The 24,444-nt window shown below is 66.3% G+C and carries 26 protein-coding genes; 13 read left to right on the forward strand and 13 right to left on the reverse strand.

The annotated features are described in order from the left end of the window. Window positions 1-9: 9 nt before the first annotated feature. Together ACSFBF_RS08895 and ACSFBF_RS08900 are read left to right on the forward strand one after the other, a co-directional pair. Window positions 10-345, forward strand: a complete 336-nt coding sequence (locus ACSFBF_RS08895) for an SMR family transporter (protein ID WP_435466085.1) — start codon at window positions 10-12, stop codon at window positions 343-345. 61 nt (window positions 346-406) lie between these two features. Beyond that, complete coding sequence (locus tag ACSFBF_RS08900) at window positions 407-994, forward strand: DUF2325 domain-containing protein (protein WP_435466087.1); 588 nt, start codon at window positions 407-409, stop codon at window positions 992-994. Here ACSFBF_RS08900 and ACSFBF_RS08905 read toward each other — a convergent pair. The 3 genes from ACSFBF_RS08905 to ACSFBF_RS08915 are packed head-to-tail and all read right to left on the reverse strand — an operon-like array spanning window position 991 to window position 4,731. Further along, entirely contained in the window at window positions 991-2,838 is a 1,848-nt protein-coding gene (locus tag ACSFBF_RS08905) for a M61 family metallopeptidase (protein ID WP_435466089.1), read from the reverse strand. The genes ACSFBF_RS08900 and ACSFBF_RS08905 overlap by 4 nt on opposite strands. Beyond that, on the reverse strand, window positions 2,838-3,560 hold the full coding sequence (locus ACSFBF_RS08910; protein ID WP_435466091.1) for a DsbC family protein: 723 nt from the start codon (window positions 3,558-3,560) through the stop codon (window positions 2,838-2,840). Before ACSFBF_RS08910 ends, ACSFBF_RS08905 begins: the two co-directional genes overlap by 1 nt. 43 nt (window positions 3,561-3,603) lie before the next feature. Next, window positions 3,604-4,731, reverse strand: a complete 1,128-nt coding sequence (locus ACSFBF_RS08915) for an FAD-dependent monooxygenase (protein ID WP_435466093.1) — start codon at window positions 4,729-4,731, stop codon at window positions 3,604-3,606. Between the two features lie 180 nt (window positions 4,732-4,911). Here ACSFBF_RS08915 and ACSFBF_RS08920 point away from each other — a divergent pair, with 180 nt between their 5' ends. Next, on the forward strand, window positions 4,912-5,793 hold the full coding sequence (locus ACSFBF_RS08920; protein ID WP_435466095.1) for an MOSC domain-containing protein: 882 nt from the start codon (window positions 4,912-4,914) through the stop codon (window positions 5,791-5,793). Between the two features lie 22 nt (window positions 5,794-5,815). Here the strand turns inward: ACSFBF_RS08920 and rbsD are convergent, their stop codons facing one another. The 6 genes from rbsD to ACSFBF_RS08950 are packed head-to-tail and all read right to left on the reverse strand — an operon-like array spanning window position 5,816 to window position 11,884. After that, window positions 5,816-6,211 (reverse strand): D-ribose pyranase, encoded by a 396-nt coding sequence (gene rbsD / locus ACSFBF_RS08925; protein WP_435466097.1) that lies wholly within the window; start codon window positions 6,209-6,211, stop codon window positions 5,816-5,818. Continuing rightward, the gene (rbsK, locus tag ACSFBF_RS08930; RefSeq protein WP_435466099.1) at window positions 6,208-7,176 is read right to left on the reverse strand and encodes a ribokinase; all 969 of its coding nucleotides are present in this window, start codon (window positions 7,174-7,176) and stop codon (window positions 6,208-6,210) included. The genes rbsD and rbsK overlap by 4 nt, the downstream gene beginning before the upstream one ends. Next, window positions 7,173-8,264 carry a LacI family DNA-binding transcriptional regulator gene (locus ACSFBF_RS08935; RefSeq protein ID WP_435466101.1) on the reverse strand — a complete coding sequence of 364 codons (1,092 nt, stop codon included), beginning with the start codon at window positions 8,262-8,264 and terminating at the stop codon, window positions 7,173-7,175. Before ACSFBF_RS08935 ends, rbsK begins: the two co-directional genes overlap by 4 nt. A 39-nt stretch (window positions 8,265-8,303) precedes the next feature. Then, on the reverse strand, window positions 8,304-9,299 hold the full coding sequence (locus ACSFBF_RS08940) for an ABC transporter permease (protein WP_435466103.1): 996 nt from the start codon (window positions 9,297-9,299) through the stop codon (window positions 8,304-8,306). Then, window positions 9,296-10,888, reverse strand: coding sequence for a sugar ABC transporter ATP-binding protein (locus tag ACSFBF_RS08945; RefSeq protein WP_435466105.1), 1,593 nt, complete (start codon window positions 10,886-10,888; stop codon window positions 9,296-9,298). Before ACSFBF_RS08945 ends, ACSFBF_RS08940 begins: the two co-directional genes overlap by 4 nt. Window positions 10,889-10,930: 42 nt before the next feature. Next, complete coding sequence (locus ACSFBF_RS08950; RefSeq protein WP_435466107.1) at window positions 10,931-11,884, reverse strand: sugar ABC transporter substrate-binding protein; 954 nt, start codon at window positions 11,882-11,884, stop codon at window positions 10,931-10,933. A gap of 208 nt (window positions 11,885-12,092) precedes the next feature. Between ACSFBF_RS08950 and ychF the strand changes: the two genes are divergently transcribed. Both ychF and ACSFBF_RS08960 read left to right on the forward strand, forming a co-directional pair. Beyond that, window positions 12,093-13,184: a redox-regulated ATPase YchF gene (gene ychF, locus ACSFBF_RS08955; protein WP_435466109.1), complete on the forward strand. Its 1,092-nt coding sequence runs from the start codon at window positions 12,093-12,095 to the stop codon at window positions 13,182-13,184. Window positions 13,185-13,364: 180 nt separating this feature from the next. Continuing rightward, window positions 13,365-14,039 carry a glutathione S-transferase gene (locus tag ACSFBF_RS08960; protein WP_435466111.1) on the forward strand — a complete coding sequence of 225 codons (675 nt, stop codon included), beginning with the start codon at window positions 13,365-13,367 and terminating at the stop codon, window positions 14,037-14,039. On the opposite strand, the gene ACSFBF_RS08965 is transcribed toward ACSFBF_RS08960, so the two are convergent. After that, entirely contained in the window at window positions 14,040-14,504 is a 465-nt protein-coding gene (locus tag ACSFBF_RS08965; protein WP_435466113.1) for a YqaA family protein, read from the reverse strand. It abuts the gene before it with no gap. Between the two features lie 174 nt (window positions 14,505-14,678). On the opposite strand from ACSFBF_RS08965, the gene dusB reads away from it, so the two are divergent. Genes dusB through purH form a run of 3 tightly spaced genes read left to right on the forward strand, consistent with a single transcriptional unit; the run spans window position 14,679 to window position 17,621 of the window. After that, window positions 14,679-15,743 (forward strand): tRNA dihydrouridine synthase DusB, encoded by a 1,065-nt coding sequence (dusB, locus tag ACSFBF_RS08970; protein WP_093056637.1) that lies wholly within the window; start codon window positions 14,679-14,681, stop codon window positions 15,741-15,743. Between the two features lie 17 nt (window positions 15,744-15,760). After that, a complete protein-coding gene (locus ACSFBF_RS08975; protein WP_007838304.1) occupies window positions 15,761-15,997 on the forward strand; it encodes a Fis family transcriptional regulator in 237 nt (78 codons plus the stop codon). A 16-nt stretch (window positions 15,998-16,013) separates the two neighbouring features. Next, window positions 16,014-17,621, forward strand: coding sequence for a bifunctional phosphoribosylaminoimidazolecarboxamide formyltransferase/IMP cyclohydrolase (purH, locus tag ACSFBF_RS08980; RefSeq protein ID WP_435466116.1), 1,608 nt, complete (start codon window positions 16,014-16,016; stop codon window positions 17,619-17,621). A gap of 33 nt (window positions 17,622-17,654) precedes the next feature. Here the strand turns inward: purH and ACSFBF_RS08985 are convergent, their stop codons facing one another. The 3 genes from ACSFBF_RS08985 to thiD are packed head-to-tail and all read right to left on the reverse strand — an operon-like array spanning window position 17,655 to window position 20,383. Continuing rightward, window positions 17,655-18,137 carry a hypothetical protein gene (locus ACSFBF_RS08985; RefSeq protein WP_435466118.1) on the reverse strand — a complete coding sequence of 161 codons (483 nt, stop codon included), beginning with the start codon at window positions 18,135-18,137 and terminating at the stop codon, window positions 17,655-17,657. A gap of 3 nt (window positions 18,138-18,140) precedes the next feature. Beyond that, window positions 18,141-19,421 (reverse strand): glutamate-1-semialdehyde 2,1-aminomutase, encoded by a 1,281-nt coding sequence (gene hemL, locus ACSFBF_RS08990; protein ID WP_435466120.1) that lies wholly within the window; start codon window positions 19,419-19,421, stop codon window positions 18,141-18,143. Continuing rightward, complete coding sequence (gene thiD / locus ACSFBF_RS08995; RefSeq protein WP_435466122.1) at window positions 19,421-20,383, reverse strand: bifunctional hydroxymethylpyrimidine kinase/phosphomethylpyrimidine kinase; 963 nt, start codon at window positions 20,381-20,383, stop codon at window positions 19,421-19,423. The genes hemL and thiD overlap by 1 nt, the downstream gene beginning before the upstream one ends. A gap of 111 nt (window positions 20,384-20,494) precedes the next feature. On the opposite strand from thiD, the gene ACSFBF_RS09000 reads away from it, so the two are divergent. From ACSFBF_RS09000 to ACSFBF_RS09020, 5 genes are all read left to right on the forward strand, one after another. Further along, the gene (locus tag ACSFBF_RS09000) at window positions 20,495-20,665 is read left to right on the forward strand and encodes a rubredoxin (protein ID WP_007838397.1); all 171 of its coding nucleotides are present in this window, start codon (window positions 20,495-20,497) and stop codon (window positions 20,663-20,665) included. A gap of 84 nt (window positions 20,666-20,749) precedes the next feature. Continuing rightward, the gene (locus ACSFBF_RS09005) at window positions 20,750-21,148 is read left to right on the forward strand and encodes a response regulator (RefSeq protein ID WP_021012487.1); all 399 of its coding nucleotides are present in this window, start codon (window positions 20,750-20,752) and stop codon (window positions 21,146-21,148) included. Further along, window positions 21,148-21,513, forward strand: coding sequence for a response regulator (locus ACSFBF_RS09010; RefSeq protein ID WP_093056632.1), 366 nt, complete (start codon window positions 21,148-21,150; stop codon window positions 21,511-21,513). Before ACSFBF_RS09005 ends, ACSFBF_RS09010 begins: the two co-directional genes overlap by 1 nt. A gap of 19 nt (window positions 21,514-21,532) precedes the next feature. Beyond that, window positions 21,533-22,066 carry a chemotaxis protein CheW gene (locus ACSFBF_RS09015; RefSeq protein ID WP_435466124.1) on the forward strand — a complete coding sequence of 178 codons (534 nt, stop codon included), beginning with the start codon at window positions 21,533-21,535 and terminating at the stop codon, window positions 22,064-22,066. Window positions 22,067-22,108: 42 nt separating this feature from the next. Next, on the forward strand, window positions 22,109-24,421 hold the full coding sequence (locus tag ACSFBF_RS09020; RefSeq protein ID WP_435466126.1) for a methyl-accepting chemotaxis protein: 2,313 nt from the start codon (window positions 22,109-22,111) through the stop codon (window positions 24,419-24,421). Window positions 24,422-24,444 lie beyond the last annotated feature (23 nt).

Consider the following 24,444-nt stretch of genomic DNA (forward strand, 5'->3'; position numbering starts at 1 on the left):
GTGCCCGCCATGACTTCCAACTACGCCTACCTGTTCGTCGCCATCGTGGCCGAAGTGATCGCCACCAGTTTCCTCAAGGGCTCCGAAGGCTTCACCCGGCTGTGGCCCACGCTGGCCTCTGTGGTGGGCTATGTGATCGCGTTCTTCTTTCTCTCGCTCACGCTGCGCACGATCCCGACGGGCATCGCCTATGCGATCTGGTCCGGCGTGGGCATCGTGCTGATCTCGCTGGTGGGCTGGCTGTGGTTCGGGCAGAAGCTCGACGGGCCGGCCATTGCGGGGCTGGCGCTGATCATCGCGGGCGTGGTGGTGGTGAACGTGTTTTCCAAGTCGGTTTCCCACTGAACGCCGCGCGGCCTTTAGTTGAGAATTGTTCTCATCTAGAATGCCTGCCATGGAGTTCCCGATGCAAGAACATGCCGTGTTGCTGCGGGCCTATGCCCGCGTGCAGGAGCGCTGCTCGCGCCTGCTGGTCGAGCAGGCCGCGCTCGTCGAAAGGCTGGAAGCGCAGATCGTGCGTTTGCGTGGCGCGCTGGTGGCGCGCGACTCGGCCATTGCCATCGTGCGCGAAGAGCTTGCGGTGCGTGCCGCCGCGGGCGGTGCACTGCCGAAGCGGCTGAGCGCGCTGCTGTCGCCGGGCAGCAAGCGCCATCTGATGATGCCGCCCGAGCCGCAGGCGCCCGCCGATCTGCGCGAGAAGGCCGTGCTGTGCGTCGGCCATGAAGAAGAAGCGCCCTCGCTCGCGCGCCAGCTGGTCGAGATTGCCGGCGGCCGTTATTTACATCACGACGGCGGCGATGACGCGGACGATCCCGCGCTCGAAGCCAGCCTGCGCGCGGCCGACCTCGTGATCTGCCAGACCGGCTGCGTGAGCCACGGCGCCTACTGGCGTGTGCAAGACCACTGCCGGCGCACCGGCAAGCCCTGCGTGCTGGTGGGCGAGCCGCAGCCGATGCTGTTCGTGCGAAACCCCGCCGCGGCGGAAAACGCCTAGCCGGCCAACCAGCCAGCCACCTTCGTGGCGTCGTGCGAGAACAGGCGCCAGGTGGTCACGCCGACGGGCAGCGCCAACGGCAGCCTGATCAGCTTGCGGTCGCGTGCCACGATGGCCGTGCACTTCGTCGCATCGCCCAGGTACAGAGCGAGGTCGTCGAGCTTGGCGATGCGCCAGGCCTGCGCAGGCTGCTGCTGGCTCTTCTTGCCGACAGCGGGCAGCTCGATGCCGATCCACTCGTCGTTCGCGGAGAAGCCGGCTTTCTCGGCCGCGCCGCCGCGCAACACCACCTTCACCTGCACGCTGCCATTGGCCTCGGCCACGCGCAGGCCGAGCGCCTGCGCCTGCTGCGACGGGTCTTCGAGCGTGGCCACGCCGTGCGCGCGCAGCAACTGCGCGAGCGGAAGCTCCTCGGTCGAATGCACCCAGCGCGCCAGCTCCGCTGCGTACGAACGGCCACTCACGGTCTCGAGCGCCGCGGCAATGTCGGCCTCGCCGATCGGCCCGCCGCCGCTGTGCGTCCACAGGTGGCGCATCACGTCGTCGAGCGAGCCCTTGCCTTCATGGCGCAGCGTGAGGTCGAAGCACAGTGCCACCAGCGCGCCCTTGGTGTAGTAGCTCACCGTGCTGTTGGGCGTCTGCTCGTCCTGGCGGTAGTACTTGACCCAGGCGTCGAAGCTCGCGTCGGCCACCGGCTGCACCAGCCGGCCTGGCGTCTGCATGACCTGGTTGATGGTCTTGTTCAGCAGGCGCAGGTAGGCTGCGTCGTCGATGCGCCCGGCACGCCGCAGCAGCAGGTCGTCGTAGTAGCTGGTGAAGCCCTCGAAGAACCACAGCAGCTGCGTGTAGTTCTCCTGGCTGTAGTCGTAGCGCGCGAACTCGGCCGGCCGCATGCGCTTGACGTTCCAGGTGTGGAAGTACTCGTGGCTGATGAGGCCCATCAGCGTGGTGTAGCCATCGGGCTGTTTCTTCTTCTCGCCGCGCTGGGGCAGGTCGCGGCGGTTGCAGATCAGCGCGGTGGAATGGCGGTGTTCGAGCCCGCCGTAGCCGTCGTCAACCGCATTGAGCATGAACACGTAGCGGTCGATCGGCGGCTTCGGCCCGCCGCGCTTGCCGACCTTGTCGCCGTGCCAGAAGCGCATCTCGGCTTCGCAAATCGCCTTGGTGTCGGCGATCAGTTTTTCGCCGTCGAACGAGGCCGCGGCGCCGGCAACCACGAAGCGGTGCGGCACGCCGCAGGCTTCGAACTCGGCGCTCCAGAAGGCGCCCAGCTCGACCGGGCTGTCGGCCAGCTCGTCGTAGCCCGAGGCCTGGTAGCTGCCGAAGCCGTGCTTGTCGGCCTTCAGCGGCACGAGTGCGGTGGCGCACGACCAGCGCGCGGCGTCGTCGGCCAGCGTGGGCGCGACGATCTCCAGCGCATGCGGCGCCTCGGTCTGGCCTTCAACGCGCAGGCACACGCTGGTGCCGTTGAAGAAGCCGCGCTCGGCGTCGAGCCAGGCGGTGCGCACTGAGTTGTCGTACGCGCAGACCTGATAGTGCAGCACCAGCGGCTGGCCGGGCGTGCATTCGACCAGCCAGCTGCATTTGTCGAGCTGCATCAGCGCCGGCTTGCGGCGGCCCTGCGTGGCGCGCAGGCCCTGCAGATTCTTGGCGAATTCGCGGACCAGGTAGCTGCCCGGAATCCACACCGGCAGCGACACGTGCTGCTGCGCGGCGGGCGCGTCGATGGTGAGCGTCACGCTGAAGAGATGCGCGTGCAGGTCCGCGCATTCGACGCGATAGCGCACGCCCGCCACGGGTGCGGCGACAGCGGCGGCGCGCCGCGAAACGGCTTTCGTCGCCATCAGCTGGACGAAGCGGCGAGTTGCTTCTCGACCTGCTCTGCGGGAATGGCGCCTGGCGTGCGGGTGCCGTCGCTGAAGATCAGCGTGGGCGTGCCTGTAATGTTGTACTTGCGGCCGAACTCGACGTTGCGCTGCAGCGCGGTCACGTCGCAGCCGTTGGGCGCGGTGGTGGGCCGGGTGCTCGATTCCATCCAGTCGCCCCAGGCCTTGCCCTTGTCCTTGCTGCACCAGATGTCGCGCGACTTGATGTTCGAATCAGGGCCGAGCACCGGGTACAGGAACAGGTACACGGTGACGTTGTCGACCGTCTTCATGTCCTTCTCGAAGCGCTTGCAGTAGCCGCAGTTCGGGTCTTCGAACACCGCGAGCTTGCGCTTGCCGTTGCCGCGCACGATCTTGATCGAGTCCTTCAGCGGCAGCTGGTCGAAGGCGACGGCGCTGAGCTTTTCCACGCGCTCTTCGGTCAGGTTCTTGCGCGACTTCACGTCGATCAGGTTGCCCTGAATGAGGTAGTTGCCCTGCTCGTCGGTGTAGAAGATCTGCGAGCCGTTCACGCGCACTTCGTAGAGGCCCGGAATCGGCGACTTCGACACTTCGTCGATGGCTGGGAACTGCGGAATGCGCGCGGGCAGGTTCTTGCGGATCTCGGCTTCGCCGGCTGTGGCGGCCACGACCGCGCCCAGCGTGCAGGCGGCGAGTAGGAGGTTGCGTACGAGTGTCATCGGGAGATCCGTTGGTTCGGTTCTAAAAGAGGTGCGGGGCGCGTCAGGCCTTCAGACCCATCGCTTGCGCCGTGATCCAGCGCTTGACGAGGCGAGTGCGGTCGAAGCCGCGCATGCCCCAGTTGCGCAATGCAGGAAGCGGGCCCAGGTTGTGCGCGAAAAGCTGCTGCAGCCCGTCGGTCGCGAGGCTCATCTGCAGCACGTCGGCGCGGCGGGCGCGTTCATAGCGGCGCAGCAGGCGTGCGTCGCCCACGCTGCGCCAGTAGTCGCGGTTCTTGATCACGTCGGCCAGCGCGGCTGCATCGGCCAGGCCCAGGTTCAGGCCCTGGCCGGCCAGCGGATGCACCGTGTGGGCGGCGTCGCCCGCCAGTGCCCAGGAGCGAGTCGGCTGTCCGGGCATGGCACCGGTCCAGCGGTCGGCAATGGCGCGGGCCAGCGGCCAGGCGCCGCGCTCGCTCGTGAGCTTGAGCGCGCCGAGCGCGTTGTGGCTGGCTTCGGTGATGGCGGCGTTGAATTCGTCGTTGCCCTGCGCGAGCAGTTCGGGCGCGCGCAACTGGTCGACCGACCACACCAGCGCAACCGTCTTGCCGTGCGTTCCGCCGAGCGGCAGAAGCGCGAGCACTTCGCCCTTGTCGTTGAACCATTGGCGCGCGATGCCGTCGTGCGACTGCTCGGCCTCCAGGCGCGCCGCGATCGCGTGCTGCGGATAGCGCGTAACTTCGTAGCTCACGCCAAGGGCTTCGCGCGTGGTGCTGGCCTTGCCTTCGCACACCACGGTGAGCGGGGCGGCCACCGGCTCGGTCACCACTTCGATCAGGGGCTGGAAGCGCACCGCGTCGGCCAGTTGCTGTTCGAGTGCGGGCACGTCGACGATCCAGGCCAGCGCGTCGACCTTCTGGCGCGCGGCGCTGAACTGCACCCGCCCGCCCTCGTCGCCATGCACGAGCATTTCGCGCACGGCCGTGGCATGGGCCGCATCGGGCCAGGCGCGCAGCGATTCGAGCAGCGTGCGGGAGGCGGTGTTGAGCGCGTAGGCGCGGATGTCTTCCTTGCCCTGCGTGGCCGGCGGCACCACCAGCGCGACGCGCACACGCTCGCGCGCGAGCAGCAGGGCCAGCGTACGGCCAACAATGCCGGCGCCGCGAATGCAAACTTCAGGGGGGAGGGCCATCAAAGGATTGTATGGACTACGCCCGCCCCCAGGCTGCGCGCACTTCGTGTCGCTTCGCCCACCCCCTCGCGGGGGCGATACCAGCGGCCCGGCAAAGCCGGTTCCGCGGTATCCCTGGAAGAAGCCGGGTATTTTTGAAAGCTGCGGGACAATTGCGACCGAATTCCAAGGAACCCCACCGTGTCCCAGCCCGCTTTCGACCTCGAAGCCACCATCGCGCGCCTGTTCGTCTACCCGGTCAAGTCCTGCGCCGGGGTCGAGCTTCCCGAAATGCTGCTGACCGAGACCGGCCTGGAGTTCGACCGGGCCTGGATGGTGGTCGATGCCCAGGGCGAGTTCGTCTCCCAGCGGCAACTGCCGCGCATGGCGCTCATCAAGCCGCAGATGAAGCTCATGGAAGTGGTGCTGCGCGCCCCCGGCATGCTGGCGCTGCACCTGGCCTTCGACCGGGTCGAGAAGCCGGTGCGGGTGCGCGTGTGGAAGGACGACGTGGCTGCCTACGACATGGGCGACATCGCTGCGCAGTGGTTCAGCGACTTTCTCTCCGAGCCCGGCAAGCCGCAGACCCTGCGCCTCGTGCGCTTCGACCCCGAGCACAAGCGCCTGTCGAGCATGAAGTGGACCGACGGCGTCGAGGCGCAGACCCAGTTCGCCGACGGCTACGCGCTGCTGGTGGCGAGCGAAGGCTCGTTGGCCGAACTCAACGAACGCCTCGCGGCGCAAGGCCACGGGGCAGTGGGCATCGAGCGCTTCCGTCCCAACATCGTGCTGGCGGGCATCGAGTCGCACGACGAAGACCGGGTCGATGCGCTGCACATCACGACCGGCGAAGGCGAAGCCGAGCTGCGCCCCGTCAAGCCCTGCACGCGCTGCCCTATTCCCGATATCGATCCGGCCACAGCCCTCAGCAGCCCCGAGGTCGGCGACACGCTGCGCACCTACCGCGCCGACGCGCGCGTGGATGGCGGCATCACCTTCGGCATGAACTGCATCGTGATCCAGGGCGTGGAGCACGTGCTCAAGGTCGGGCAGGCGGTGGGCGCGAACTACAAGTTCGAATGAAGACCGGCGCCGGGTCGGCGCTTCAGAACTTCACGCCGGCGATCAGGATGATGTTGGCGTAGGGCGTGCATTCGCCCGTGCGCACGATGGCACGAGCCTTTGCGCTGCGGCGCTTGAACTCTTCATGCGACACAGTCTGCGGCGCGATGCCCAGCGACTGCGGATACCAGCCCGGCAGCTTCTTCGCATCGCCATCCAGCGCTTCGTCGGCCACCACGATGCCTTCCACCTGCATTTCCGACAGCACGGCCTGCAGCACGTCGGTGAGCTGCGGCACGCCGCGCGCCACTGCGAGGTCGATGCGGCGCGGGCCGTCGGGAATCGGCAGGCCGGCGTCGCCGAGCACGAGCATGTCGCCATGGCCCAGCGAGGCGATCACATGGGACAGTTCGGCGTGCAGCAGGGGAGAGCGTTTCACAGCGTGATCCAGTCGGGAGGCAGGGGGCTGCGCAGCACGGCGTCGCGCTGCGGAATGGAGGGTTGGGCGCCGGGCTGCTGGATGCACAGCGCGGCAGCGCGGATGCCCAGGCGCACGGCTTCATCGAAGGACTGGCCTTCGCCCAGCGCGACTGCGAGCGCACCCAGGAAGGTGTCGCCAGCGGCCGTGGTGTCGACTGCCTGCACCTTCGGCGCGGGATGGTGGCGCGCGCCGTCGGCGTCGACTGCCACGGCGCCGCGCGCGCCGAGCGTGACGACCACGCGCGCAATGCCCTTGGCGCGCAGGGCCTGGCCGGCCTGGGCCGCTTCCTGTGGGCTGTCGGCGGACTGGCCGCACAGCGTTTGCGCCTCGATCTCGTTGACGACCAGCGTGTCGATCTGCGGCCACAGCGGTTCAGCTATCGCCTGCACCGGCGACGGGTTGAGCAGCACCTTGCAGCCCGCGCCATGCGCCACCGCGATGGCGCGCGCGACCTGGTCCATCGGCGTCTCGAACTGCGTCACGAGGAAGGCCGCGCCCTGCACCTGCTGCTTCAGCGCGGCTTCGTCGATCTCGACCCGGGCGTTGGCGCCGGGAATCATCACGATGCGGTTCTGGCCGCTGTCCTCCACGAGGATCAGCGCCGTGCCGGTCGGCTCGCCCGCCACGGTGCGCAGCGCGGCGGTGTCGATGCCATCGCGCTCCAATGCCTGACGCAGCGATTGGCCGTGCGCGTCGTCGCCAACGCAGCCGATCATTTGTACCTGGCCGCCCTCGCGCGCACAGCTCACGGCCTGGTTGGCGCCCTTGCCGCCGGGAATGTTGGCGATCGAATGGCCCAGCAGGGTTTCGCCCGCGGCCGGCGCGTGCGGCACGCGCAACACCAGGTCCATGTTGAGGCTGCCGAGCACCACGATGCGCGGTGCCTGGGAGGAACTGGTGGAAGAAGAAGGCTTCAGGCTCACGGGGTGCGGGACTTTCGGGTTTCCGTTGAAGGCGTTTCGCTTGCGACAGGTGCGGTGGGCTCGCGGAAGCTCGCGTGCCGCGCGGTCGAGGCGCGCACGCGCAGCTCGGGCTGCAGCACCACCTTGCGTGCATCGCGACGCTTGCCGCCGACGCGCTCGAGCAGCATGTCGACCGCCAGCGCGCCGATGCGCTCCTTGGGCTGCGCCACGGTGGTGAGCGGGGGGCTTGTGTAGGCTGAGAGTTCGATGTCGTCGAAGCCGACGATCGAGAGTTCGTCGGGCACCCGCACGCCGCTTTCATGCGCGGCACGCAGCGCGCCGATGGCCATCAGGTCGTTGCAGACGAACACGGCCGAGGGCTTGCGCTCGGTGCGCAGAATGGCATGCATCGCCTCGTAGCCGCCCTGGCTCGTGAAGCCGCCGCGCCACAGCAGAGCTTCGGCATTCGCGATGTCGGGCGTTGCGCCGGTCTCGGCCAGCGCCATGCGCCAGCCCTCGATGCGCTGCTCGCTCGGCATCACGCCCACCGGCCCGCCGATGCATGCGATGCGCTTGTGGCCCAGCGACAGCAGGTGCCGCACCGCGAGCAGGCCGCCCTGCATGTGCGCGGTTTCCACCAGGTCGCAGGCCGGGTCGGCGATCTCGCGGTCGACCAGCACGGTCGGCATGCGCAGGCCGCGCAGCTGCTTCATGAGGGAGTCGTCGTCGCCCGCGCCGGTCGACACCACGATCAGCCCGTCGATGCGGCGTTCGGCCAGCACCTGCAGGTAGACGCTCTGTCGGTGGGGCTCGTCGTCGGTGTTGCACAGCACCAGCGTGTAGCCTGCGCCGAAGCAGCGGTCTTCCACGATGCGCACGATCTCGGCGAAATAGGGGTTCGAGCTGTTGGGAATCAGCATGCCCAGCGTCGATGTGGTGTTGCTCTTCAGGCTGCGCGCCATCGCGTTGGGCACGTAGCCCAGCTCGCGAATGGCGAGCTCCACGCGCTCGCGCACCTTGGCGCTCACGTGGCGGGTGTCGTTGACCACGTGCGACACGGTGGTGACGGACACATCCGCCTTGAGTGCGACGTCCTTGATGGTGGCCATTGCTTTTCCTGTTCCTGGTGGGGCGGGATGCTGTCGTCGTCAGGCCAGGCGGCGGTCGGCGCGGCGCTGGCGCAGCGTGTCGATGATCACCGCGACCACGATCACGGCGCCGGTGATGATGCGTTTGCTCGGCTCGCTCGCGCCAACCTGCGCAAGGCCGGCTTCGAGCACCGCGATGATCAGCACACCGAAGAAGGTGTTGATCACCGAGCCGCGCCCGCCCATGAGGCTGGTGCCGCCGATGACCACCGCCGCGATCACCTGCAGCTCGATGCCGACGCCGGCATTCGGGTCGGCCGCTTCGAGGCGCGCCGATTGCATCAGCCCCGCGAGCCCGGCCAGCAGCCCGGTAACGGCGAACACGATGATGCGAATGGGGCGCGGGTCGACGCCCGCCAGGCGCATCGCTTCTTCATTGGTGCCGATGCCCACCACGTGGCGGCCGAACACCGTGCGCGTGAGCACCATCTGCCCGACGACCACCAGCACCACCGCCAGCACGAAAGCGGCCGAGATGCCGCCGATCCACGGCGCGGCCAGGCCCGAGATGGCGTCGCCCACGTACTGCGTGCGCGAGTCGGTCACGAGGTAGGCGCCGCCGCGCACCGCTTCGAGCATGCCCAGCGAGACGATGAAGCTCGGCAGCCGCCATGCGACCGACACCGCGCCCGTGACCGTGCCGCAGATGAGCCCGGTGACGAGGCCGAGCACCGCGGCCACTGGCACCGAGAGCTTCCATTCGAGGATGGCCGCCGCCGTGACGGCCGCGCTCAGCGCCAGCACCGAGCCGACTGAAAGATCGATGCCCGCGATGATCAGCACGAAGGTCATGCCGACCGCCATCACGGCCAGCGCGGGAATCTCGTTCGCGATGGAGACGAAGGTCTCGCGCGTCAGGAAGTACTCGCTCAGCGAGCCGAAGAGCGCGATCATGCCCACGAGCACGACCGTCAGGCCCAGGTAGGTGCCGAGCTGGCCCTTGAGTGCGGAGGGCGAGGACGGTGGGTTTTGTTTGGTGGCGGCTTCGGCGTTCATTGTGTGTCGGCGGTGACCGGGGTCGAATCGGAAACGGGGGATACCGTCGGCGGGCTGGCGGCGCGTCCTGTCGCGTCGCTGAATGCTGCGGCCAGCAGCGATTGTTCGGTCCACTCGCCGCGCTCGAACACCGCGACCAGCCGGCCGGCGCTCATCACGCCGATGCGGTCGCACATGGCCATCAGTTCGCGCAGGTCGCTCGACACCATCAGCAGCGCCTTGCCGGCGTCGGTCATGCGGTCGAGTTCGGCGTACAGGTCGGCGCGCGCGCCCACGTCCACGCCGCGCGTGGGTTCGTCGAGCAGCAGCACCTTGCATTCGCGATGCAGCCAGCGCGCGAACACCACCTTCTGCTGGTTGCCGCCGCTGAGCGTGGCCACCGGTTGTTCGATGCTGCGCGAGCGGATGCGCAGCAACTCCACCAGCTTCTGCGCAATGCTGCGCTCCTTGGCGCGCTGCAGCCAGCCGGCGTGCGAGATAGCGCCCAGGTCGCTCAGCGTGGCGTTGACGCGGATCGATTGCGTCAGCAGCAGGCCTTGCGACTTGCGGTCTTCCGTGACGAGGCCAATGCCCGCGCGGATGGCCTGCATCGGCGAGCGCCAGCCCTTGCGCGCGTGCTTCGTGGGCTGGCCGTTTTCATAGAGGGTGATCTCGCCTCGGTCGGCGCGGTCGGCGCCGAACAGCAGCCGCACCAGTTCGGTCCGGCCGGAGCCGACCAGGCCGGCCAGGCCCATGACTTCGCCCGCACGCAGGTCGATGTCGACGTCGCGCACGACCTGCGCCCGGCCGATGCCGCGCGCGCTCAGCAGCACGGGGCCGGCCACGCGGCGGTCGCGGCCTTCATGCTCGTGCACCGCGCGGCCGACCATGCGCTGCACCAGTTCGGATTCGCGCACGCCGGCCATGGCGCGCACGTCCACTAGCCGGCCGTCGCGCAGCACCGCTACGCGGTCGGCGATGCGTTGCAGTTCTTCGAGGCGGTGCGACACGTAAACGATGGCTACGCCACGCGCCTGCAGCAGCTCGATCTGCTCGAACAGGTGCGAGGTTTCGCGCGGGGTGAGCATGGCGGTGGGCTCGTCGAGCACCAGCACGCGCGTGTCGTCCTGCAGGTTGCGCGCGATCTCCACCATCTGCTGCTGGCCGATGCCCAGCCGCGCCACAGGCGTGGCCGGGTCGATGTTCTCCATGCCGATCTTGGCGAGCTGGCGCGCGGCCAGCTCGTGCAGCTTGCTGCGGCGGATCCAGCCGGTCTTGTTGGGCAGCCGGTCGAGCAGCAGGTTCTCGGCCACCGACAGCGTGGTGACGAGGCCGAGCTCCTGCATGACCATGCGCACGCCCAGCCGCTCGGCGTCGCGGCGCGAGCCGGGCGCAAAGGGCTGGCCGTCGAGCAGCATCTGGCCGCGCGTGGGCTGCACCAGGCCGCAGATGATTTTCGACAGCGTGCTCTTGCCGGCGCCGTTCTCGCCCGTGAGGGCCAGCACTTCACCGGCATTGAGCACGAGCGAGACGTCGTCAAGCACCGGCGCCGCATAGTCCTTGCCCATGGCGCTCAGCGAGAGCACGGGCATGGCCGTTGTGAGATTCATGGCGGCGGATGCTGTCAACGTCTGCTCTTTCTGGTTGCTTACTTACTTCGAGTCTTTGGTGACCAGCACCACGTCGGTCTTCACTTCGGCGGGCATCTCCGACTGCTTCTTCTTGTCGGCGATGGCCTTCAGCGCGGTCTCGATGCCGAACACGGCCTGCTTGGCTGCGAACTGGTCGGCCGTGGCGAGCACGCGGCCGTCCTTCAGCATCGGCTTGATGGCGCCGATGTTGTCGTAGCCCACCACCAGCACCTTGCCGGTCTTGCCAGCGGCCTTGACCGCAGCCACGGCGCCCAGCGCCATGCTGTCGTTGCCGGCGAGCAGGGCCTTCAGGTCGGGGTGCTCGCGCATCATGCCGGCGGCCACCGTGTTGCCCTTGTCGATTTCCCACTGGCCGGACTGCACGCCCACCACCGTCACGCCGGCGGCCTTCATGGCGTCTTGATAACCCAGCGTGCGCTGCTGCGCATTGAAGGTGGTCGACACGCCTTCGATGATGCCGACCTTGTCGCCTGCCTTCAGCTCCTTGGCGAGCGCGTCGCCCACCAGCTTGGCGCCGGCGCGGTTGTCGGGACCGACGAAGGGCACCAGGATGCCCTTTTCCTTGAGCGCGGCGCCGTCGAGCTGGTTGTCGATGTTGACCACCAGGATGCCCTTGTCGATGGCCGCCTTGATGACCGGCACCAGCGCCTTCGAATCGGCCGGCGCGATGACCAGCGCGTTGATCTTCTGCGCCACCATCTGCTCAACCATCTTGATCTGGGCGGCGGTGTCGGTCTCGTCCTTGATGCCGTTGGCCACCAGCGTGTATTGGGCGGCATTGGCCTTCTGGTGCGCCTTGGCGCCGTCTTCCATGGTGCGGAAGAACTCGTTGGCCAGCGACTTCATGACCAGCGCGACCTTGGGCTTGTCCTGGGCGAAGGCGGGCGTTCCGGCCATGGCGCCCAGGAGCGTGAGTGCGGCAGCGCTTTGCAGGGTACGGCGGGTGAACTTCATGGTGAATGTCTCCTGAGGTGGTTGATCAGAACGGTGCGCCGGTCTTTGCCGGGGGCTCCGATGTTAGCTGAGGGAAACGTTTGCGCAAACGTTTGCCAGTCGGTGCTAACCCTGAGGTTTTGAGCAAGCAAATGCGGGCTCGAAGACCTGCCGGACGGGCCTGCAACCATGCTCGCCTAAAATCGCGGGTTACCCAAGAGGACCTCCCATGAGTTTGCAATGCGGCATCGTCGGCCTGCCCAACGTCGGTAAATCCACCCTTTTCAATGCGTTGACCAAGGCCGGCATCGCGGCGGAAAACTATCCGTTCTGCACCATCGAGCCCAACGTGGGCGTGGTGGAAGTGCCCGATCCTCGGCTCGCGCAACTGAGCGAGATCGTCAAGCCCGAGCGCGTGGTGCCCGCCATCGTTGAGTTCGTCGACATCGCCGGCCTGGTGGCCGGTGCCAGCACCGGTGAAGGCCTGGGCAACAAGTTTCTGGCGCACATCCGCGAGACCGACGCCACCGTCAACGTGGTGCGCTGCTTCGACGACGAGAACGTGATCCACGTGGCCGGCAAGGTCGACCCGATCTCCGACATCGAAGTGATCCAGACTGAACTCTGCCTGGCCGACCTCGCCACGGTCGAGAAGGCGCTGCACCGTCACACCAAGGTCGCCCGCTCGGGCGACAAGGAAGCGCAGAAGCTGGTCGGCCTGCTCGAGCGCTGCCAGGCCGCGCTGAACGAGAACACGCCAGTGCGCGCGCTCGACTTCACCAAGGAGGAGGTGCCGCTGGTCAAGAGCTTCACGCTCATCACCGCCAAGCCCGCGATGTTCGTGGGCAACGTGGCGGAAGACGGCTTCGAGAACAACCCGTATCTCGATCGCCTGCGCGAATACGCCGCCAAGCAGGGCGCGCCCGTGGTCGCCATCTGCGCCAAGATCGAAGCCGACCTGGCCGAGATGGACGACGAAGACAAGAAGATGTTCCTTGCCGAGATCGGCCAGGAAGAGCCCGGCCTGAACCGCCTGATTCGCGCGGCCTTCAAGCTGCTGGGCCTGCAGACCTACTTCACCGCCGGCGTGAAGGAAGTGCGCGCCTGGACCATCCACATCGGCGACACCGGCCCGCAGGCTGCCGGCGTGATCCACGGCGACTTCGAGAAGGGCTACATCCGCGCCCAGACCATCGCGTTCGAGGACTACATCGCCTTCAAGGGCGAGCAGGGCGCGAAGGACGCGGGGAAGATGCGTTCGGAAGGCAAGGAATACGTCGTGAAGGATGGCGACGTGATGAACTTCCTGTTCAGTTCGTAAAAAGGCTCGCCCCCAGGCTGCGCGCACTTCGTGTCGCTTCGCCTTCCCCCTGCCGGGGGCGACACCTGAGGCCCGGCGGAGCCGGTTCCTCGGTGTCTCACGAAAAGAGCTTCGTGGGTTTCGAGGCTGTTGTTGGGTAGACTCCGCGCGCCCGATTTCTCCTCCACAAGGCCCGCCTTCATGCTCACCGTTCACCACCTCAACAACTCGCGCTCGCAGCGTGTGCTCTGGCTGCTCGAAGAACTCGAACTGCCGTACGAGATCGTCCACTACCAGCGCGATCCGCAAACCAGTCTGGCGCCCGCTTCGCTGCGGGCCATTCATCCGCTGGGCAAGTCACCGGTGGTAACGACGGATGACGGGCTCACGCTGGCGGAGTCAGGCGCGATCATCGAGACGCTCATCGAGCGCCACGGCCACGGCCGCCTCGCGCCTGCGGCGGGTTCGCCGGATGCGCTGCGCTTCCGCTACTGGCTGCACTTCGCCGAAGGCACGGCGATGTCGCCGTTGCTGCTCAAACTGGTGTTCGATCGCATCGAGACGAGCAAGATGCCCTTCTTCGCGAAGCCGATCGCCAAGGCCATTTCGGCCAAGGCGAAGTCGGCGTTCATCAACCCGAACATCGCGAGCCACCTGAGCTACATGGAAGCCGAACTCGGCAAGAGCGAATGGTTCGCCGGCGATGAGTTCACGGGCGCGGACATCCAGATGAGCTTCGTGGTCGAAGCCGCGCAGGCGCGCGGCGGGCTCGATGCGAAGCGGCCGAAGCTGATGGCGTACCTGGAGCGCATCCACGCGCGTCCCGCGTACAAGCGCGCGCTCGAACGCGGCGGCCCCTACGCCTTGTTGAACTGATCAGAAGATCTGCAGCAGCGCCACCGTCATGGTGATGTAGCGCAGAAACTTGCCCACGGCCATGTAGGCAACGCATGGCCAGAACGGCAGCTTGAGCCAACCCGCGACCGCGCACAGCGGGTCGCCCACCAGCGGCAGCCAGCTCAGCAGGCAGGCCTTCGGGCCGAGCCGCTCCAGCCAGCCCAGAACGCGCACATGATGTTTCGAGTGCGAGTATTTGTCGGCCACCTTGTGCGCGCCGTAGCCCATCCACCAGTCGACTGCGCCACCCAGCGTGTTGCCTATGGTCGCCACCGCGATGGCTGGCCAGAACATCTCGGGGTTGAGCTTGAGCAGCCCGAAAAGAAAGGGCTCGGAGCCCACCGGCAGTAGCGTCGCGGAGACGAACGCCGCCACGAACAAGGTCGAGAGACCGTACTGCGGCAGCGCCAGCAGCGCCATGAGGGAGTCGAGCCAGGCTTGCATAAGGTCGGCGCAGTATAGGCAGCGCGTGCTTCGCAACCCCACGTGAGAAAGCCCCGGAATGCACCGGTGTTTGTACGGGTACCCAGGGCGCAAATCGTTTCAGTCGCTGAAATGCAGCGTGGCTACAATCGTGCCTCATTTTTCAGCAGCCGAACGCGCACGCTCCTCTTTCCAATGACCTTGCAGATCGGCACCCACACGCTGGAAAACCGCCTGTTCGTCGCGCCCATGGCCGGCGTGACGGACCGGCCCTTCCGCATGCTGTGCCGCGAACTCGGCGCCGGCTACGCGGTCAGCGAGATGGTCACGTCGCGCAAGGAACTCTGGGGCACGCTCAAGACATCGCGCCGTGCGAACCATGATGGCGAACCGGGCCCCATTGCGGTGCAGATCGCAGGCACCGATGCGGCCATGATGGCCGAGGCCACGGTCTACAACATCGAGCGTGGTGCGCAGATCATCGACATCAACATGGGCTGCCCGGCCAAGAAGGTCTGCAACAAGTGGGCGGGTTCTGCGCTGATGCGCGACGAGCCGCTGGCGCTTGAAATCGTGCAGGCGGTAGTCGATGCCGCGCAGCCCTTCGGCGTGCCGGTCACGCTCAAGATGCGCACCGGCTGGAGCCAGGAGCACCGCAACGCGGTGAAGCTCGCGCGCGATTTCGAATCGGCCGGCGTGCAGATGCTCACGGTGCACGGCCGCACGCGCGAGCAGGGCTACAAGGGCTTTGCCGAGTACGACACCATCGCCGCCGTGAAGGCCGCGGTGCGCGTGCCGGTGGTGGCCAACGGCGACATCCGTTCACCCGAGAAGGCACGCGACGTGCTTGCGGCCACCGGCGCCGACGCGGTGATGATCGGCCGCGCAGCGCAGGGCCGCCCGTGGATCTTTCGCGAGATCGCGCACTTCCTGGAAACCGGCACGCACCGCGCGCCACCGCTGGTTGCGGAAGTTCGCCGCTTGCTGCTCGACCACCTCGTGGAGCACTATGCGCTCTACGGCGATTACAGCGGTGTGCGCACGGCGCGCAAGCACATCGGCTGGTACGTGCGCACGCTGCCCGATGGCGAAGCGTTCCGCGCACGCATGAACACCATAGAGGACTGTGCCGAGCAGCTGCGCGCGGTCGGCGACTATTTCGACGGGTTGGCGGACCGCATGGACCGCATGCCCGTGCAGCATCTGGCGGACGAAGAGGCGTCGCCAGGTGAAGAGGAGGCGGCTTGCGCCGTCGATTGAGAAAAAGAGAAGAAGCAATGAGCAAGAAACATATCGAGGACTGCGTGCGCACCAGTCTGGACAGCTACTTTCGCGATCTGCGTGGCACCGAACCCGACGGCATGTACGAAATGCTCGTGCGTGTGGTCGAGAAACCCCTGCTCGACGTCGTGATGACGCGCGCAGAAGGCAATCAATCCAAGGCCGCGCAATGGTTGGGCCTGAATCGCAACACGCTTCGCAAGAAGCTCGTTGAACACAAACTTTTGAAATAACTCCACGGCATATCCAATGGCCCAGACCGCACTCATCTCCGTTTCCGACAAGACCGGCATTCTCGAATTCGCCCAGGCGCTGCATGCGTTGGGCATCAAGCTGCTGTCCACCGGCGGCACCGCCAAGCTGCTGGCCGATGCCGGCCTGCCCGTCACCGAAGTTGCCGACCACACCGGCTTTCCGGAGATGCTCGATGGCCGCGTGAAGACGCTGCACCCGAAGATTCACGGCGGCCTGCTCGCGCGCCGCGACCTGCCCGCGCACGTGGCGGCCATCAAGGAACACGGCATCGACACCATCGACTTGCTGATCGTCAATCTCTATCCGTTCGAAGCCACCGTGGCCAAGCCCGGCTGCACGCTCGAAGACGCGATCGAGAACATCGACATCGGCGGCCCGGCCATGGTGCGCAGCGCGGCCAAGAACTGGAAGGACGTGGGCGTGCTCACCGACGCATCGCAGTACGCCGTGGCGCTCGCCGAGCTGAAGGCCGATGGCAAGCTCAGCGACAAGACCAAGTTCGCGTTCTCGGTGGCCGCGTTCAACCGCATCGCCGACTACGACGGCGCGATCAGCGACTACCTCTCGGCCATCGACTTCGACGCCAGCATCGGCCAGCCTGCGCCCAAGCGCTCGCTCTTCCCCGCGCAGAGCAACGGCCGCTTCGTGAAAGTGCAGGACCTGCGCTACGGCGAGAACCCGCACCAGCAGGCCGCGTTCTACCGCGACCTGCATCCGGCGCCCGGTTCGCTCGTGTCGGCGAAGCAGCTGCAGGGCAAGGAGCTGAGCTACAACAACATCGCCGATGCCGATGCGGCGTGGGAATGCGTGAAGAGCTTCGATGTGCCGGCCTGCGTGATCGTCAAGCACGCCAACCCCTGCGGCGTGGCCATCGGCAAGGACGCGGCCGAGGCTTACGGCAAGGCCTTCAAGACCGATCCGACCTCGGCCTTCGGCGGCATCATCGCCTTCAACCGCCCGGTCGACGGCGCCACCGCGCAAGAGATTGCCAAGCAGTTCGTCGAAGTGCTGATGGCGCCGGGCTACACACCCGAGGCGCTCGAAGTGTTCCAGGCCACCAAGGCCAAGCTCAATGTGCGCGTGCTCGAAATTGCACTGCCCAAGGGCGGCACCAGCGACCGGGACAACGGCCGCAATGCGATGGATGTCAAGCGCGTCGGCTCGGGCCTGCTGATCCAGACCGCCGATAACCATGAACTCGCGGCCAGCGACCTCAAGGTGGTCAGCAAGAAGCAACCCACGCCGCAGCAGCTGCAAGACCTGCTGTTCGCGTGGAAGGTCGCGAAGTATGTGAAGAGCAACGCGATCGTGTTCTGCGCCAACGGCATGACCATGGGCGTGGGCGCGGGCCAGATGAGCCGCCTCGATTCGGCGCGCATCGCCAGCATCAAGGCCGAGCACGCCGGCCTGTCGCTGAAAGACACCGCAGTGGCCAGCGACGCATTCTTCCCGTTCCGCGACGGCCTCGACGTGGTGGTCGATGCGGGCGCGAGTTGCGTTATTCAGCCGGGCGGCTCGATGCGCGACCAGGAAGTGATCGATGCCGCCGATGAGCGCGGCGTGGTGATGGTGTTGTCGGGCGTACGCCACTTCCGCCACTGATCGGCGGAACACAGGGTTCGGCGGCCGCGAGACTTACTCGTGGTTGCCGAACCGGTACTTCAGCTGGAAGGTGATCGCGCCGTACAGCCGGTTCTTGATGGTCGGCACGTAGGCAATGTTGAGGCCCCAGTTCTTGCCTTCGATGGCAGCCACCGGAAGGATGGCGGGGAACCAGTTGCCGTTGCGGTAGTTCGGGTAGCCGTCGAAGCCGCCGACCACGGCGCCGAACTTCACGCCGTAGAACTCGAAGGGCAGCGCGTACAGGCCCACGTAGTTCGACTGCCGGCGATCGCTGTTGCGGAAGGTGCCCGCGGTGACCCGGAAGGTGTCGTTCAGCGGGTACTCGAAGCCCAGCCCCTGGTTGACGTTTTCGAGGCCCTTGCCGCTGTCGAAGTGCGCCGAATAGAAGCCCGGGTTGATCCAGATGTTCTTCGGATCGAAGGACTCCTGCGCTGACGCCAGGCCGGGAACGAGAAGAGCGATGCTCAGGACCGGCAACGTGCGCAGGGAGTTCATGGGCTAGGGCGTCCTGAAGATTTGTCTTGCAGCTTCGATGGCGGCGGCGATGTCGTCGTCGCTGTGGGCTGCGCTCACGAAGCCTGCTTCGTAAAGCGCGGGGGCAATATACACGCCGCGATCCAGCAAACCATGAAACAACGCATTGAATTTCGCGTTGTCGGTTGTCATCACGGTGGCATAGTTTTGCGGCAGGTCTTTCATCAGGAAGAAGCCGAACATGCCGCCTTCGCTGTCGGCATTGAAGGGCTTGCCTTCGGCCGCGGCGGCGGCCTTCAGGCCATCGACCAGCGTGCGCGTTTTCTTGCCGAGCGCTTCGTAGAAGCCGGGCTTTGCAATTTCCTTCAGCGTGGCAAGACCGCAAGCCGTGGCCACCGGATTGCCCGACAGCGTGCCGGCCTGGTAGACCGGGCCCAGCGGCGCGAGCTGCTCCATGATCGCGCGCGGGCCACCGAAGGCCGCCAGCGGCATGCCGCCGCCGATGACCTTGCCGAGCACCGTGAGGTCGGGCTTGATGCCCAGCACGCCCTGTGCGCCGTGCAGACCCACGCGAAAGCCGGTCATCACTTCATCGAAGATCAGCAGGGCGCCGTGCTGCGTGCAGAGCTCGCGGCAGCGCTTGGCGAACTCGGGCGTGGCGCGCACGAAGTTCATGTTGCCGGCAATGGCTTCGATCATCAGGCAGGCGATGTCGCTGCCATGCAGGGCGAAGGCTTCTTCGAGCTGCTGCAGGTTGTTGTACTCGAGCACGATGGTGTGCTGCACCACCTCGGGCGGCACGCCGGCCGAAGTCGGGTTGCCGAAGGTGGCGAGGCCGGAGCCAGCCTTTACCAGCAGTGCGTCGGCGTGGCCGTGGTAGCAGCCCTCGAACTTGACGATGCTCTTGCGACCGGTGGCGCCGCGCGCCAGGCGCAATGCACTCATGGCGGCTTCGGTGCCGGAACTCACGAGCCGCACCATCTCCATCGACGGCACCAGCGCGAGGATGGCCTCGGCCAGTTCGATTTCGCGCTCGGTCGGCGCGCCGTACGAGAAGCCTTCGAGCACGGCCTTCTGCACCGCTTCGACCACGGCAGGGTGGCCGTGGCCCAGGATCATCGGACCCCAGGAGCCGATGTAGTCGATGTAGCGCTTGTCGTTGGCGTCCCAGAAGTAGGCGCCCTGCGCGCGCTGGATGAAGCGGGGCGTGCCGCCCACGGCCTTGAAGGCGCGCACGGGCGAGTTGACGCCCCCGGGGATCACGGCGCGGGCGCGCTCGAAAAGAATGTCGTTGCGGTCAGTCATCAGTGTCGGGTGTCGTGTGGGGGGAGGGCGAAGTCGGGTGCGGCGTCCGGGTCTTCATCGTCTTCGTCGTCCTCGGGCTCGGCCCAGAACAGGCGGTCGGGCAGCACGTGGCCCATGCCGGGGCGGAAGCCCGCGTCGAGGCAGCGGTCCATGTAGGCCAGCGCCTCGGTGGTCGCGGCCACGAGGTCGGTGCCGCTCGCCAGCAGGGCGGCCAGCGCGGCCGACAGGGTGTCGCCGGCGCCGGCGAAGACGGCTTCGAGCCGTTCGTACTTCTCGCTGGCCAGCACCGACTGCGGCGAGGCCAGCACGTTGTCGATGAACTGCTCGGGCAGCACCATGCCGGTGACCAGCGTGTAGGGCACGCCGAACTCGCCGGCGGCCTTGGCAATGTCGCGCGCGCCGGGCGGACGCTCGCCGTTCCAGTCCGGAAGCAGCCAGCGCCACAGAGTACTGTGGTTTCCAACCAACACCGTTGTCTGGGGCAAAACCAGCTCCCGAAAAGCGTCCAGATAGGGCTCGATCAGGTTCTCGTCCCACCATGACAGGTTGGGCATGTAGGCCACCACGGGCACTTCGGGATAGTCGGCGGCGGTCTCGGCGATGGTGCTCAGGGCCTCGGGGGTGCCGGCAAAGCCCACCTTGATCAACTGGACTTCCACGTCCTCCAGGATGGCGCGCGCCTGCTCGGCGATGGCTTCCTCGTCGAAGGGAAAGTGGTCGAAAATCTCGGCCGTGTCCCTGGCGTAGGCGCCTGTGACGACGGGCAGGACGTGTGCGCCCACCGACGCCATGGCCAGGGCATCGGCGCCCAGCCCGCCCGCACCGCTGGGGTCGCTGGCGTTGAAGACCAGCACGCAGGGGGGATTCAGGTCGCGTTCGGCCAGCTCGCCTTCATCCTGCGAGGGGTCGTTAAGATCGCCCGGTTTGCGGGTTTTGTCTGCTGGAAGTAAGTAGATGGTCATACGCCGGGCGGAATCCCCTGGATGGTGGCATAGGCGCGACGTTTACCGTCTGCCAGTGAGATACGCATAGATACACTCGTTGCATTTAATGAACAAGGACTTTAAGCTCCGATGAATACGAAAACTTGGATGTGCCTGATTTGTGGGTGGATCTATGACGAAGCGGTTGGTGTACCGGAAGATGGCATCGCGGCAGGCACGGCCTGGGCCGATGTCCCGATGAACTGGACCTGTCCTGAGTGCGGTGCGCGCAAGGAAGACTTCGAAATGGTTGAAATCTGAAAGCATGGCATAGATAGAGCTACGCGGTCTGCGTCGATGTTCGGCGCGGCGGGCTTCCAAGTCTCTTGAGCAGGAGCGTTTGCAATGGGCCCGAATGGATCAGGTTACAAGGTGCTAGTCATCGACGACAGCAATACCATCCGGCGCAGTGCCGAGATTTTTCTGAAGCAGGGTGGGCACGAGGTTCTTCTCGCGGAAGACGGCTTCGACGCGCTCTCCAAGGTTAACGACCACAAGCCGCATCTGATTTTCTGCGACATCCTGATGCCGCGGCTCGACGGCTACCAGACCTGCGCCATCATCAAGCGCAACGCCCATTTTTCCAACGTTCCGGTCGTCATGCTGTCTTCGAAAGACGGTGTATTCGACAAGGCCCGCGGCCGTATGGTCGGATCGCAAGACTACCTGACCAAGCCTTTCACCAAAGACCAGCTGCTGCAGGCCGTGCAGCAGTTTGGCATCGTTCAACAGGAAGTGCAGTAATGCCTATTCGCAAAATCCTCGTCGTCGACGACTCCAAGACGGAACTGGTGTTCCTGACCGACCTCCTCCAGAAGAACGGCTTTGCCGTCAAGACGGCCGAAAATGCCGACGACGCCATGCGCCGCCTGGAAGAAGACCATCCCGACCTGATCCTCATGGACGTCGTGATGCCCGGCCAGAACGGCTTCCAGCTCACGCGCGCCATCGCCCGCGACCCGAAGTACGCGGCGATCCCGATCATCCTGTGCACCAGCAAGAACCAGGAAACCGACCGCGTCTGGGGCATGCGCCAAGGCGCACGCGACTACATCGTGAAGCCGGTCAACGCAGCCGACCTGATGTCCAAGATCAGCGCGCTGAACTGAGCGAAAGCCTGCCGAGTCCATGGCGAATCGCGATGCTCTGAGAGCCTTCCAGTCCCGGCTGGCGAGCCGCCTGCAGGCCGCTCGCACGACGGGCGTGGCCGCCACGTGGCTGGCGGTCGAGGCGGGCGAGGGCAAATACCTCTTTCCGCTGGGACACGCCGGCGAAATCTTTCCCTGGACGCCGCCACAGCCCGTGCCCTACACGGAGCCGTGGTTCCTCGGCGTTGCCAACCTGCGCGGCGGCCTCTATGGCGTCGTGCAGCTGTCGGCATTCGCCTCCGGCGTTCCAGTCGCGCTGGCCGCCACCGAGGTGGCGCGCATCCAGTCGCGGCTCGTTGCCTTCAACGAGCTGCTCGAAGTCAACTGCGCATTGCTGGTCGATCGACTGGCGGGGTTGCGGGGTGCGGAGGCCTTCACGGCTTCCGAGCCTCCGGGCGCAGAAGCACCTGCCTGGCATGGGCATCTGTTTACCGACGCAGCAGGGGAGCGCTGGCAGGAAGTCAACCTGCAAGCGCTTTCGCAGCAACCCCAGTTTTTGAGTATTGGTGCGTAGTGCTCCCGCACGCCGTACCGGAAACCACCTGAAGGACCGACCGTGAGCTCGATCGCCGACAAGTTCAAGAAATTACTGCCCGTGACCAACGGGAACGACAAGGCCCGCGTCGATGGCTCCGGTTCCACGATATCGCTTGACGATGTCGACACCGTCCAGGCTCCGGACGAGAAAACCGTGCGCCTCGCCCGAAAAGGTGCCGCGACCACGGACACCAGCTTCGGCGAGCTCGATCTGCCGGGCGGCGGCGACGCCGCCAACGAGCCGGGCGCCACGGTTGCCGAAGCGGTGCCCGACACCACCGGCGGCCGCGCGGGCTCCAACCCGGCGAGGCAGCAGCGGATCCTGGCCATCTTGCTGGCCGTCGTGGTGCTGTTGCTGTTGCTGGTTGCCGGCTCCGCCATTCTTCGCGCGGAACGCCTGGCGCAGCAGGTGGCGGCCACCGGCCAGTCGCTGATGCAGTCGCAGCGTCTTGCCAAGTCGATCTCGCAGGCCCTCGTCGGCAGCGCCTCGGCGTTCGTCGAAGTGAAGGACAGCGCCGACGACCTTTCGCGCCGCGTGCAGGGCCTGACCAACGGCGACGACTCGTTGCGCCTGGAACGCGTGGGCAACCAGTACGACGAGGAGATGAACAAGATCAATCCTCTCGTCACCCGCGCCGACGCCAGCGCCAAGGCCGTGCTGGCCCAGCGCCAGATCCTGACGCAGGTGGGTGCCGCTCTGCGCGACATCAACCAGCAGTCGTCCACGCTGCTCGAAATGACGGAAACCGTCGCGTCGCTGAAGATGCAGCAGAACGCCACGCTGCCTGAAATCTCGGCCGCCGGCCAGCTCGTGATGCTGACGCAGCGCATCGGCAAGTCGACCAACGAGTTCTTCACGGTCGAGGGTGTGAACCCCGACGCCGTGTTCCTGCTGGGCAAGGACCTGAACACCTTCCAGGAAACCACCCGCGGCCTGCTCGATGGCAATGCGCAGCAGCGCTTCCCCGGTTCGAAAGACCCGCAGACCCGCCAGCAGCTCGAAGCCATCCTGAAGACCTACGAGCAGATGCGCACACAGGCTTCGGCCATTCTGGGCAACCTGCAGGGTCTGGTGGCGGCGCGCGAAGCGCAGGCCTCGATCCTGACCGACAGCGAGCCGCTGCGTAAGTCGCTCGGCGACCTGCAGGACAAGCTGTCCGCACGCACCGGCCTGGGCGCCGGCACCATCGTGCTGCTGTTCGTGCTGTCGCTGGCCGCTCTGGCTCTGGCCGGCGCCATCGGTTTCGTGCAGGTGCGCGAAGGCCGCGAACGTGCCGCAACCGCCGAACGCGAACGTCTGGCGGCCGAGCAAACGTCCGAAGAAGCCGGCCGCGTCAACAACGCCAACCAGGCCGCCATTCTTCGGCTGATGAACGAACTGCAGACAGTGGCCGAAGGCGACCTGACGCAGGAAGCAACCGTGACCGAGGACATCACCGGCGCTATCGCCGACTCGGTGAACTACACGGTGGAAGAACTGCGACTGCTGGTGGGCAACGTGCAGAACACGGCTACCCGCGTGGCGCAGACGACGTCGCAGGTGGAAAGCACCTCGACCGAGCTGCTGGCCGCCTCGACCGAACAGCTGCGCGAAATTCGCGAAACCGGCCAGTCGGTGCTGACCATGGCCGAGCGAATCAACGGCGTGTCCACTCAGGCGCAAGAGTCCGCCACGGTGGCGCGCCAGTCGCTGCAGGCCGCATCCTCGGGTCTGCAGGCCGTGCAGAACGCCATCGGCGGTATGAACTCCATCCGCGACCAGATCCAGGAAACCTCCAAGCGGATCAAGCGCCTTGGTGAATCGTCGCAAGAGATTGGCGAAATCACCGAGCTGATCTCGGACATTACCGAACAGACGAACGTGCTGGCCCTGAACGCCGCCATCCAGGCCGCATCGGCCGGTGAAGCCGGTCGAGGCTTCTCGGTGGTGGCGGAAGAAGTTCAGCGACTGGCCGAACGCTCCGCAGACGCCACGCGCCAGATCTCGGCGCTGGTGAAGGCCATTCAAACCGACACGCAGGATGCCGTGGGCGCCATGGAGCGCTCCACGCAGGGTGTGGTCGAAGGGGCCAAGCTGTCCGACAACGCGGGTACCGCGCTGTCCGAGATCGACCGCGTGTCGCGCCGCCTTGCCGACCTGATTGAGCAGATTTCGCAATCCGCCTCCCGCGAAGCCGATTCGGCCAACGTGGTGGCTGCGAACATCCAGCACATTTTTGCCGTGACGGAACAGACCGGAGAAGGTACGCGCACCACCGCCCAGCAGGTGCGCGAACTGTCGCAGATGGCCGAAGAACTGCGTCGTTCGGTGGCTCGTTTCAAGATTGCCTGACCCACAAGATAGATAAGAACGGC

This window comes from Variovorax nivicola, assembly GCF_051216475.1.
Lineage (GTDB): Bacteria > Pseudomonadota > Gammaproteobacteria > Burkholderiales > Burkholderiaceae_C > Variovorax.